The following is an 11,699-nucleotide window of genomic DNA, read 5'->3' on the forward strand; positions in this document are numbered from 1 at the left end:
TTTCCTATTGTTATCTTTCCAAAAAAACTGCGCGGATTGTACCACAGAGTTTTAGCAACACGCCCATGATCCCACGCTTTAGCCACTGTTACCTGTCTACAGAAACAGCAATTGCTGCGTTTGAAATCAAAAGATGCTTCGTTTTCAGCGCAATTGGCCGCTAAAATGAAGACAGAACCTTAAGGAAACGAAGCGACTGTGAAAGCCTCTGAACTGAAAACGATTTTAAACCAGCTCCCCGATGACCTTGATCCTGATGTGGTGATGGGGGAAGTGTGGCTTCCAGAGCGCTTAATTGAAGCGCAGCTTGATGACGACATGCTGTTTCTCACCTTTGATAACGCGCCGGAAGAAGGAGAAGGTGAAGAGGAAGGTCGAGGCTTTGTCGAGCATGAGATGGAATTGATCCGCTCACAGCTCATGACGATTTTGGCTGAGGACAGCGGCCCCAAAACCAAAGCCGAAGCGCTACTGGCGTTGATTACTCTTGCCCACGAACGCACTAGCTCAGAATTTATCGAAATTTTAGGTGCTATGCTTGAAGAGTGACGCTCAAGGCCACATTGTTTAACCCACGACTCCCAATCTCCAAGGCTTGCCTATGTTTAATGCACTCACCTCCCTGTTTAAGCAGCTTCTTGAAGGCCAAGACTTAGCTCAACACTCTGCCACACCGGAGCTGGCCATCGCTTGTCTGCTCAGCGAAGTGGCTGGCGCAGATCAACAAATTTCAGCGCCCGAACAACAAGCTAAGCTGGCACTGTTGCAGCATTTACTCCAATGTACGGCTGAGCAAGCCAGCGATTTACTCATGCGTGCAGAGCAAGAAGTCAAACAATCTGCGTCACTGTACGATTTTACTTCCCAGCTACGTAGCCTCTCCCAAACACAACGGTTTGAGCTGATCAAAGCGATGTGGGAAGTGGCAAATGCCGATGGCACGATTGATCCGCTTGAAGATGCGGTGATTCGTAAGGCCGCTGAGCTGCTGTATGTCGATCACAGTCAGTTTATTCGCGCCAAACTGATGGCCGCAGACAAAAATCAATCACCAGAATAACACCGCGCGTTATCGGCTCAGACACGTCCCCCTTTTCTGAAAGACAAAAAGCGCGAAATTCGCGCTTTTGAACTTGGGCTTTCATCTAGGACTTCTTACATAAAAAATCGCTAGAGTGGTGGTGTCATTCGCCAATAGAGCATCACAGCGATACAACTTAGAGCATTCACCAGCCAGCAGACGTAGAGTGTATTTTCCATTCTTGTACTCGGCTTTGTGGACAACCATACAAAAGCCTAGAACAAGATCTGATGCGTTGCATAACAATTTGCTGAATATCACATTACAGCATGGTTAACGCTAACTTTGCCAAGTTGTAGGCATCAACATAGCCTGAGTGCTGACGCCCTTCCCATTCAATACCTTGCGATTCCTGAGCCGCGCGATGACCAATGCGTTTGTCTTTCAAACGATGCTGAATACGATACAGGGTGGCAAGGTTCAGAAACTCTTGGAACGGGACAGAAAGGCCCTTTTCTCGACACTCGTTAAGCAAAATGAGGTCATCGCGCCCCCATGAGGCGTAAATTTTATTCGAACCACCGAAGTTTTTGACCATAGACTGGATCACCTCAGCTAAAGGCCGACCCTGCTTTTCGATTTTGCGCGGTGTGATCCCAGTAAGTTCGGCGCAAAACAGCGAGATTTCATCTTTTTCCGGTTTGACAAAGTACTGCGCGCGCTTGACGATTTCTCCCGCCGCGAGATCGATTTCTGCTAGACCAATTTCAATGATTTCACCCGTGGTTCCCACTCCGTTTTCGTTCCAACAACACATTTCTAAATCGAAGCACACAACACGGTTGTAATTCATTCTTGGCTCTTTCTCTGTTACATAAAGTCCGACATCCTACCTGAAATGAAGGCATAATTCGATTCTACCTTGCTGCATTGCTGTGCAATCGATACGCGATTCCGGCCTTTCGATTTACTCAGGTAAAGCTGATCATCGACGCTTTGCAAAATCTCCGGCTCACTGTAATCACAGTTAATACTTGCGCCAATACTAATGGTTAAGGTCAATTGCGTCTCGGCATTGAGCATCAAAGGCTCTGTTTCCACCACTTTACGGATCCGCTCTAGGTAGGAGATGAGGGCAGCTTTATCCGTGACCGATGACAAGATAGCAAATTCATCACCACCAAAGCGTGCAAAAATATCCGATTCAGCCAGTTCTTTTTTCACCACATTAACCACATGCGTTAATGCGCAATCCCCCGCTAAATGCCCATAACTATCGTTGATTTGCTTAAAGCGATCTATATCAAATGAAATCAAGGTAAAGGATTGTTTTTCATCTAACATTTTGCACATGTGCTGGCTGAAAAAGTGGCGATTATAGATATTAGTCAAACCATCATGTTCAACCAGATAACGTAACTCTGCGGTACGCTCATCAATCATATCCGTCAGCCGTTGTTTCTCTTCTAGTTGCATACGCATGATGTAACTAAGCAAGAAAGAGATGATGACTCCACCAAGCCCTAAGCCAAGCAAAACCCACTGTTCGCTATGGTTAATGGGCTGGTGCAACTCGAACTCCAGAACCCAATCACGATTCGGCAGCACTAATTTACGCTCGATTTTGAGTCCTTCATCGGCACGCCACATCGGGCTCTGGTAAAGGATAGGACTGTCTTCAGAATCAAATCCAGTATCGCTCACACGCATGTAGAGATCTTGCTCCATCAGACTGAGCTGAACCAACTTATCGAAGTAGGTTGATAAACGAACCACCCCGACCATCACCCCAAGCAAACTGCTCTCATCTTCTGAAGAGAAAACCGGGTGGTACACTAGGATTCCATCTTTCGCAATCGACTTATCAATCCCATCTTGCAGAAGGCGTACTTTATCCGAAACATTCGGCCGACGATTAGCAAAGATGTCCGTAAGTATTAGTTTGAATCGCTCGCGTTCGGAATAGAAACCTAATAGTTTTCGATTGTCATAATCGAGTGGATAGACATCGGATAACACGTATTTCGCTTGGTCATCAGAACCGAGGCCGTATTTGATCTCTCCCGTGTTCGGCACCGTGTACAAAGTGAATTCAGGAAATCGTTGTTGCATTTGCGCAGCAAAAGCATCGGCTTGAGGCGGCTCAACTTTCACCAGCCATTGTAACGCGATAAGGCTCTGTGAGCCTTTTAAAGTCTCTTCAGCAAAGGTGTAGAAACGGGTCCAGTCATCGATTGAACTTGAACGAAAAAAGTTGGCGACAGAGCCAATAAAATGGATGTCACTATTGATGAACTGTTGTAGTGCCATAGTTTGTCGATCCGCGAGATTTTCCAGCAGAGTACGATTATGGCGCAGCTGTAATGAGTATGCGGTGTAAACGACAAACCCAGTCAGAAGCAGAGAAAACAACAGCGTTAACAGGGGCACTATCACGCGCGCACATCTGAGCATCCACCTCTTCCTTACTATGTTATCTATCATAAAAAATCATGATGAAGATGTGTGATATATCAATATCATTACTTCACTTGAGGCGCTTGGTTCAAGTTATTTTCAGGCCATTCAGTGATAAACCGAGCGCTTACTCACGAAATGTAGGGATGACGGAGCAAAATCAATCACATTCATTGTTCACAAAGCCACCAATCAAACCTTGTCCCAGCCTGTAAATCAGGATTCATCACTGCCTTTTACCTTGAATATGGTACTATCCGCCCCTATTTTGAGCTTAGTCTATAACGCTGCTTAGTGAAAAAAGCCTGAGTTAACACTGGAACATTCAGGCAATGTGCACCTGAAACTTGTTGTGCCTTGAGCACAGAGTCTGCAAAAGAGAATTCACGATGAATATCGACCTAAACCTGATCCCAACCACTTTTGATATGCTCCATGCTGGGCTAGCAGCTTCGTCAGTACTGCTATTGATTGTTGCCATTGCTCGTAAAGGCAAAGTGACAGAAAAGATCGTAGAAAAACCCGTCGAAAAGATTGTGACGGTTGAAAAGCCGGTAGAAAAAATCATCGAAGTGGAAAAGCTCGTCGAAGTTGAAAAAGTCGTAGAACGAGTCGTTGAAGTGGAATCCAAACTCGCGACCGCCTCAACCGATTCAGCACTGCAACTTCTCGCACTGTTGCAAAAAGAAGCTCGCCTGATTGACTTCTTACAAGAAGAAGTGAGCCAGTTTTCGGATGAAGAAGTGGGCGCAGCCGCTCGCGTGATTCATAGCGGCGGCCAAAAAGTGCTGCGCGAATACCTCACGCTATCACCTATTCGTAGCGAACAAGAAGAGAGCCGCATCAGCGTCGAAGCGGGCTTCAATACGCAAGAAATTCGCCTAACCGGTCAAGTCACTGGCCAAGCGCCATTCGTTGGCACTCTGATTCACAAAGGTTGGCGCGCAGATTCCATCACCCTGCCAAAACTGGCGGACAATTACGACACTTCGATCCTCGCGCCTGCGGAGGTAGAACTGTAATGGAGAGGCCAATTCATTCCGCCAAATACAGTGTAGGCATCGACCTTGGTACAACCCACTGCGTACTCGCTTATCAAGATGTGCTGAGCGAAGAGAGCCGTGTTGAAGTGATGTCGATTGCGCAAATGACAGCGCCGGGCACAGTAGAAAACCTCAACCAGCTCGGTTCATTCGTTTATCAGCCCCATGAACATGAAATGGCTGCCGCTTCACGCCGTTTACCTTGGAGCAGTGAGCCGACTGCCTTGGTCGGTGCAATTGCGCGCAATTTGGGCTCAAAAACCCCGATTCGTTTAGTCGCAAGCGCGAAATCATGGTTATGCCATGCCGGCGTTAATCGCCGCGAAGCCTTTTTACCTTCGGGCAGCCCTGAAGATGTCAGCAAAATTTCCCCTCTGCGTGCCACTGAACTTTATTTAGAGCACTTGCAAGCCGCATGGGATCACGCCCATCCTGATGCCCCATTAGCTGAGCAAGATGTCACCATTACCGTTCCTGCTTCGTTTGATCCTGCCGCCCGTGATTTAACCGCAGAAGCGGCGCGCAATGTCGGTTTACAGCAATTCACGTTGCTAGAAGAACCACAAGCGGCACTCTACAGCTGGATTGATAACCGCCACGAACAGTGGCGCAGTGAAGTGAGTGTTGGCGATGTGGTGTTAGTGATCGATATCGGCGGCGGTACCACTGACCTTTCACTGGTCGAAGTGACCGAAGAAGAAGGCAACCTCGCCCTCAAGCGCATTGCCGTTGGCGAACATATTCTGCTCGGTGGCGATAACATGGATCTCGCCCTCGCCTATCGTCTGAAAATGAAGTTGACGCAGGAAGGTAAAGAGCTGCAAATGTGGCAAGTGCAAGCCATGACACACGCATGCCGTGATGCCAAAGAAGCACTCCTCAGCCAACCGGATTTGGCCGCAGTGCCGATTGTGGTGCCAAGCCGTGGTTCTAAACTGCTCGGCGCAACATTGAAAACCGAACTGACTCGTGAAGAAGTGCAGCAAACGCTGGTCGATGGTTTCTTCCCTGCAGTTTCTATCAACGAACATCCACAGCAAAAGATGCGCGGTGCTTTGACTCAGATGAGCTTGCCCTACGCGCAAGATGCCGGCATTACTCGCCACATCGCAGCATTTTTAAGTAAGCAAGCGAATGCTCAAGGTCAGAACCACGCAGAAAGCATGCCTTTCGCGATGGCAGGAATTCCGGGCATAGCCGCTCCACAAGCCGATTTCATTAAGCCAAGTGCCATTTTGCTTAACGGCGGTGTGCTGAAATCCACTTTGCTTGCCGATCGTTTACTCGACACCATCAATGCTTGGTTAACTCAGGCCAATGCGGCTCCTGCCAAACTCCTTGCCGGAGTGGATTTGGATCTGGCAGTAGCACGCGGTGCGGCTTACTACGGCGTTGTGCGCCAAGGCCAAGGGGTACGCATCCGTGGTGGTATAGCTTCGGCTTACTATGTCGGGATTGAAAGTGCGATGCCTGCCATTCCGGGCATGTCGCCGCCGATGGAAGCGCTCTGTGTTGCTCCATTTGGTATGGAAGAAGGCTCAAGCGCGCAAGTCGCGGATCGTCAGTTTGGCCTAGTGATTGGTGAGCCTGTGCATTTCCAATTCTATGGTTCCACCGTACGCCGGGATGATGTCGCAGGAACTCACCTTGTCGATTGGGCCAATGATGAGCTCGACGACCTGCCGACCATTCAGATCACCTTGCCGGTTTCTGAAGGTCGCCGTGCGGGTGAAGTGGTTCCTGTTACGCTGGCATCAAGAGTGACAGAGCTCGGTACGCTCTATCTCGAAGCGATCGCCGCCGATAATGGTCAGAAATGGCATGTGGAATTTGATGTGCGTGACAACCCACAAGACGAGCCTGCACCACAGCAACATTAGAAAGACTACAGCGGCATCCTTCGGGGTGCCGCTCATCCTTTATGAATACGAGGTATCGCATGTCATCACCACGTTTTCTGGTTGGCATTGATTTGGGCACGACCAATACGGTGGTCGCTTTTTGTGAACTCAACGATGCTCTAGAACAAGCGCCTATCGAGATTTTTCCTATCGATCAATTGGTTGGTCCAGGTGAAGTAATTCGCCGTCCGCTTCTTCCTTCTTTCCGCTACCACCCTTCACACGGGCAATTCACCGATTCTGATTTAACCCTGCCTTGGGAATCACAGCTGGTGAATGGCGATCTGCCGCAAGTGATTATTGGCGAATGGGCACGCGAGTTGGGCGCAAAAGTCGAAGGCCGGCAAGTCTCCAGTGCCAAAAGCTGGCTGTCACACCCTAATGTCGATCGTACTCAGCCGATTTTGCCTTGGGCAGGTGCCAGCGATGTTGAAAAAGTATCACCTATTGTCGCCAGCGCCAGCTACCTCAACCATATTCGCCAAGCGTGGAATCATCGCCATCCTTTAAACCCGTTAGAACAACAAGAAGTGGTTGTCACCGTTCCTGCTTCATTTGATGAAGGTGCGCGTAAACTGACTCTTGAAGCCGCTCAGCTGGCCGGATTACCGAAAATCATGCTGCTCGAAGAGCCGCAAGCGGTATGTTATGACTGGCATCATCGCCACCACACCCAAGCCAACGCGATCCTGCATGCTTCCCCTCTAATTCTGGTGTGTGATGTCGGTGGGGGTACCACGGATTTAAGCCTGATTGCGGCACAATTTGATGAACAAGAAACGCTGCAACTCAACCGGATTGGCGTGGGCGATCATCTTATGCTGGGTGGCGACAACATTGACCTTGCCTTGGCTCACGTAGCCGAAAGCCGTTTCCATCAAAATAAAAAACTCAGCGCTGCGGGTTTATCCAAGCTCATCCAACAAACTCGCCAAGCCAAAGAGAGTCTGCTTTCGGCAAATGCACCTGAACAGATGAAAATCACCTTGTTGGGCAGTGGCTCGAAGTTACTGGGTGGAACCCAAAGTGTGGCGTTACATCGTGATGAAGTACACCGCATTGCACTTGACGGATTTTTCCCACTGTCAGAACAAGACGTGCTGCCAGAGAAACGCCGTAGTGCAGTTGTGGAGTTTGGCTTGCCTTATGCGGCCGATCCTGCCGTCAGCAAGCACATTGCAGAATTTCTCAGCCATCACCAAGGGGTTGAACAAGATTCGTTAGCTACTGAAAAAAATAACTCAGCATTACCGACGGGTTTGCTGCTCAATGGTGGTGTGTTTAACAGTGAATTGATTACTCAACGGCTCATCACGCTGCTGAGCAACTGGTTAGGACGCCCTATTACTTTGCTCGATAACCCTCATCCAGACTGGTCTGTCGCTTTGGGCGCAGTGGCTTATGCTAAAGCAAGACGCGGTGCTCAGCTTAAAATTGGTGGTGGCGCAGCGCGCTCTTATTTCCTTCATCTACAAGAAAAAAATAAACTCGGCAAAGCCTTATGTTTGCTCGCCAAAGGCAGTGAAGAAGGACAAGAAATTCGTTTAACCAGCCGCCGCTTTGCCCTCACGGTGGGTGAGCCTGTTCGTTTTAATCTGCTAACTTCAACTCACGATCACATCGTTCCCGAACAGAAGGTACAAAATGGTGCACTACTGCCTATCGATCCCGATAAGTTTCAGCCCCTGCCGCCTTATATTGTTACTTTACCCGCTCTGGATGAAACTCTACTCGCCGCTAACCAAAAGCAGCGCGTAGAAGTGCAATTGGCCTGCCAATTGACCGAAGTCGGTACTCTGCAAATGGTGTGTGTGAACCCAGAGGATGAAAATCAGCGTTGGCAAGTAGAGTTTGAAATTCGCCAGAACTTGTCGAATCAAGACGGATTGAGTGAGAACTCGTCGATTTCTCCCAAGTTGCAGGAAGCCAAAGCGCTGATCAGCAAAATCTACAGCGCCAACAAAACCAATGCCGATCAGCAAGCCATCAAAACACTAACCAAAGAGTTAGAAAGACGCTTAGGGAAACGGGAGGAGTGGGATTTCGCGACTCTGCGTAGCCTATTTGACAGCCTAGCGCTTGGTCGCAAGCGCCGTCGCCGTTCAGAACAGCATGAAAAAAATTGGCTGCGACTGGCGGGTTTCAGCTTGCGACCCGGTTTTGGCGATGCCACCGACAGCTGGCGGATTGAACAAATTTGGGCGCTTTACCAACAAGGCATTCAGTTTGCTAACACTCAAGGTTGGACGGATTGGTGGGTATTCTGGCGTCGAGTTGCCGGTGGTTTAAATCAAGAACAGCAAGAAACCTTGCTGGCAGATATTGCTAAATATCTGCACCCCAGCGCCATGCGTACTCCTGCCTCATGCAAAGAAGCGCAAGAGAAAGGCTATGAAGCCATGGTACGATTAGCCGCTTCGTTAGAGCATTTACAGGTGGAAGATAAAACACTGCTCGCCACTTGGTTTTTGAATAAAGCACTGAACCACAATCAATATCAACAAGCGCATTGGTGGGCATTAGGACGATTGGCCGCTCGCACGCCATTTTATGGCAGCCTGCACGCCACACTTTCGAAAGAACAAATCCAACAATGGCTACCTAAGCTCTTAGAGCAAGATTGGTCAAAAGAACCCATGTGTGCTTTCGCCACCGTGATGATGTGTCGCAAAACGGGCGATCGCAGCCGAGATATTGCTGAAGACTGGCGTACGCAGGTGTTGGATAAGCTCAAACAGAGCCGCGTGGCCGATTCATGGATTAATTTGGTCAGCGAAGTGGTCGAACTGGATGAAGCGGAAACCCAACGCGCGTTTGGGGAAAGCTTACCCAGCGGGTTGATTTTGCTGGCTCACTGAGCCAGAGGGACAACAATCATAGACCTAAACAACTTGAAGTTGCAGGTAGGCGTCCAGCGCTGCTGCAGCTTCAAGCAAGAAGGTATTGAGGTATAGGAGCCGTTAATCTCAATAGTCATCGGCTCCCATCCTATAAACAATCTGAGTTAACTCGCGCTTACGTCTTGCAGCATAATTCGGTTTCGTCCTTGTTGCTTCGCTTGGTATAGCGCTTTATCCGCTTGGCGTAATACTTCGCCATATTCATGTGAACTTTCGAAAATCACCGCGCCGATACTGACCGATACCTTGAGCTGCTGCTGTTCAACATTAAAACCTAATGAAATAACATCACGAACCGAATCAAGGGCTTGTGATACTCGAACTAGGTCATTTTCAAGGGCAAAGACCGCAAACTCTTCACCACCATATCGAGCGACCAAGCATTCCGTTAAGGCCAATGACTCTAAATGGCGAACCACATACGTGATCACCGAATCACCAATATCATGTCCATAGGAATCGTTGATCTGTTTGAAATGGTCAATATCAACTAAAGCCAACATGTACGTCTGCTTAGATTGCTTCAATTTGTGCTGTACTTGCTCTTTAAAATAACGACGATTAAAAGCGCCCGTCAGTTCATCGTGAATAGAACGTAAGCGATGCCATTCAATTTCTTCAAATAAAAACAGCGTCAACATGGTGCCTAATGTAATAAAGGAGAAGAGGCTTTGTACCACGATCGCCGAAGCTCGAAACACACTCATCAAGGGTAACGTTTGAAAAGCAACAAACGGGACATAGAGCAATACCATCATGAGAGCTAATACCGTGGCTAACAAAGTTTGTTCTGGTCGGTTACGTTGACCATTTTTTGCAGCAATCAAAGCGGCAGCCAGATAGATTAATGAAAAACTTACCGATGCAATCAGAGTCCGCAATCCCATAGACTCTGGATCTATTTTATATAAGGCGTATTGCAGAAAGGTAAATAGCAGTGAGTGTCCTAATGCTATGAGATATAAGCTCACTTTTATCGGCTTTTGATACCAACGCAACACAGCAAATAACATGCAGTAACAACCGAGTTGATACAGTAAGTTATTCGTAAAAATAGCAAATCCCATGGGTAGGATAAAACGTAAGGAGGAGGCGGTGTAACCTAGTCCACTGGCCAAAAACAGCAGGACAAACCAAGTCGCGGTATCCAACTTATGCTCAGAAAGTTTACTTCTCAGCATATAAAGGAACAGTGCCGCAATTGCACTGAAAGCTATATTATTGATTGTATTTGCAATTTCCAAGAAAGAAATATCCATCATGCTTGGTTATCCTGAATGCACAAAAAATTCAACTTAAACAACATTTTGGCGCCCTTCTCCCGAAATAACTACTAAAATATAAATTATCTAACAACTTAAGCTCGCATTAACGACCTGAACGGGTGTAGAATTCGCCTCCCAAACAAAACTATAGTCTTATTAAAGACATTAGACTCGCGTCGTTGGTTAGTAACTGCTGTGACAGTTAGCTCTTTTGCTTAATTTCGGTTTTCGTGCATGGGCTTCATATACAGAAAATCGAGGTATCAATAAAACATAGACGCTATACCCAGATAACCTAACGTTGCCGATAAGCGAGATAGTTTGAGATGTCTCACTCATCAGCAACCGATATAGGCCGGGTATACAAGCTCAGGTTGCAAATAAGCCAATGGAACAAGATAAATTTACACATATTTTTCGTTTGCCAGGTTCAATCCAAGTGCGTATTGCCAAATGGCAGCAAACATTTCGAGGTAAGTCTGATTTAGTGCTCCATCAAGCATTGGTGGCTCGCAATCATCAATATCAGCAAACCGACTTTTTACCTAAAGGTTGGTGCGTCAATTTATTCGATCCTGATGACATTTCGATTACTCACCACGGTGACTATATTCAAACCGCAATGCGCACTATGGTCGATAGAAAGGTTTCCTATAAGCGTATTTATCTGTCTCGTTTACCTTTGGAGCAGGCAGAAGCAGAATTGCGTCAATTCAAAATAGTGTGGATTAAAAAACATAACGCGGTTGCTCAGCGCTTTAATCAAATCCAAAAAACTGCATTTCTGATTTATGCTCAAGAAGAAATTGAGACACTCTACCCTGCAATTCCTGAACAAGGTTTTGATCGTGAGTTATGGAATCGCCTAGTTAAACAAGAGTTTGGCCCAGCCGAGCATTACGAAGACCCCTATTTTGTCGTAGAAAATGTCACGGCAAAAAAAGCCGTCGAGCAGAAAAAATCACAGCATAAGCCCGAAAAATTTGCCTATCATCGTAAAACGAATCCAAATAAGCCATTTCACGCTAAGCACGCAGCGCCAAAAAACGCTCGCTACTCATCATCATGACAAAACCGCAGCAACGGGTCTATGATCCCGTTGCTGCTGCCGT

9 protein-coding genes are annotated in these 11,699 nt (G+C 47.5%); 6 read left to right on the plus strand and 3 right to left on the minus strand.

Going from position 1 to position 11,699, the window contains the following annotated elements:
- The first annotated feature begins 198 nt into the window (after positions 1 to 198).
- Both CEQ48_RS11850 and CEQ48_RS11855 read left to right on the plus strand, forming a co-directional pair.
- Positions 199 to 549, plus strand: a complete 351-nt coding sequence (locus CEQ48_RS11850) for a VC1380 family protein (protein ID WP_000647616.1) — start codon at positions 199 to 201, stop codon at positions 547 to 549.
- Between the two features lie 52 nt (positions 550 to 601).
- Positions 602 to 1,060 carry a tellurite resistance TerB family protein gene (locus CEQ48_RS11855; protein ID WP_181710867.1) on the plus strand — a complete coding sequence of 153 codons (459 nt, stop codon included), beginning with the start codon at positions 602 to 604 and terminating at the stop codon, positions 1,058 to 1,060.
- 283 nt (positions 1,061 to 1,343) lie between these two features.
- On the opposite strand, the gene CEQ48_RS11860 is transcribed toward CEQ48_RS11855, so the two are convergent.
- Both CEQ48_RS11860 and CEQ48_RS11865 read right to left on the minus strand, forming a co-directional pair.
- On the minus strand, positions 1,344 to 1,874 hold the full coding sequence (locus CEQ48_RS11860; RefSeq protein ID WP_001108807.1) for a 3'-5' exonuclease: 531 nt from the start codon (positions 1,872 to 1,874) through the stop codon (positions 1,344 to 1,346).
- A 17-nt stretch (positions 1,875 to 1,891) separates the two neighbouring features.
- Positions 1,892 to 3,475, minus strand: a complete 1,584-nt coding sequence (locus CEQ48_RS11865) for a sensor domain-containing diguanylate cyclase (protein WP_181710868.1) — start codon at positions 3,473 to 3,475, stop codon at positions 1,892 to 1,894.
- 392 nt (positions 3,476 to 3,867) lie between these two features.
- Between CEQ48_RS11865 and CEQ48_RS11875 the strand changes: the two genes are divergently transcribed.
- Genes CEQ48_RS11875 through CEQ48_RS11885 form a run of 3 tightly spaced genes read left to right on the plus strand, consistent with a single transcriptional unit; the run spans position 3,868 to position 9,280 of the window.
- Entirely contained in the window at positions 3,868 to 4,500 is a 633-nt protein-coding gene (locus tag CEQ48_RS11875) for a DUF2760 domain-containing protein (RefSeq protein WP_053034045.1), read from the plus strand.
- Positions 4,500 to 6,401, plus strand: a complete 1,902-nt coding sequence (locus tag CEQ48_RS11880; protein ID WP_089071386.1) for an Hsp70 family protein — start codon at positions 4,500 to 4,502, stop codon at positions 6,399 to 6,401. Before CEQ48_RS11875 ends, CEQ48_RS11880 begins: the two co-directional genes overlap by 1 nt.
- A 59-nt stretch (positions 6,402 to 6,460) precedes the next feature.
- On the plus strand, positions 6,461 to 9,280 hold the full coding sequence (locus CEQ48_RS11885) for an Hsp70 family protein (protein WP_198301276.1): 2,820 nt from the start codon (positions 6,461 to 6,463) through the stop codon (positions 9,278 to 9,280).
- A 146-nt stretch (positions 9,281 to 9,426) separates the two neighbouring features.
- Here CEQ48_RS11885 and CEQ48_RS11890 read toward each other — a convergent pair whose 3' ends face one another.
- Complete coding sequence (locus CEQ48_RS11890; RefSeq protein WP_181712786.1) at positions 9,427 to 10,503, minus strand: GGDEF domain-containing protein; 1,077 nt, start codon at positions 10,501 to 10,503, stop codon at positions 9,427 to 9,429.
- Positions 10,504 to 10,975: 472 nt separating this feature from the next.
- Between CEQ48_RS11890 and CEQ48_RS11895 the strand changes: the two genes are divergently transcribed.
- Positions 10,976 to 11,656: an MSHA operon transcriptional regulator gene (locus CEQ48_RS11895; protein WP_089071389.1), complete on the plus strand. Its 681-nt coding sequence runs from the start codon at positions 10,976 to 10,978 to the stop codon at positions 11,654 to 11,656.
- Positions 11,657 to 11,699: the final 43 nt, after the last annotated feature.

The sequence above is a fragment of the Vibrio tarriae genome, assembly GCF_002216685.1.
Classification (GTDB): Bacteria; Pseudomonadota; Gammaproteobacteria; order Enterobacterales; family Vibrionaceae; genus Vibrio; species Vibrio tarriae.

Coding starts and splice junctions, on each gene's coding strand:
- CEQ48_RS11865 (WP_181710868.1), bottom strand. CDS start 3,475: ATGCTCAGATGTGCGCGCGTGATAGTGCCCCTGTTAACGCTGTTGTTT.
- CEQ48_RS11855 (WP_181710867.1), top strand. CDS start 602: ATGTTTAATGCACTCACCTCCCTGTTTAAGCAGCTTCTTGAAGGCCAA.
- CEQ48_RS11880 (WP_089071386.1), top strand. CDS start 4,500: ATGGAGAGGCCAATTCATTCCGCCAAATACAGTGTAGGCATCGACCTT.
- CEQ48_RS11890 (WP_181712786.1), bottom strand. CDS start 10,503: ATGCTGAGAAGTAAACTTTCTGAGCATAAGTTGGATACCGCGACTTGG.
- CEQ48_RS11885 (WP_198301276.1), top strand. CDS start 6,461: ATGTCATCACCACGTTTTCTGGTTGGCATTGATTTGGGCACGACCAAT.
- CEQ48_RS11875 (WP_053034045.1), top strand. CDS start 3,868: ATGAATATCGACCTAAACCTGATCCCAACCACTTTTGATATGCTCCAT.
- CEQ48_RS11895 (WP_089071389.1), top strand. CDS start 10,976: ATGGAACAAGATAAATTTACACATATTTTTCGTTTGCCAGGTTCAATC.
- CEQ48_RS11860 (WP_001108807.1), bottom strand. CDS start 1,874: ATGAATTACAACCGTGTTGTGTGCTTCGATTTAGAAATGTGTTGTTGG.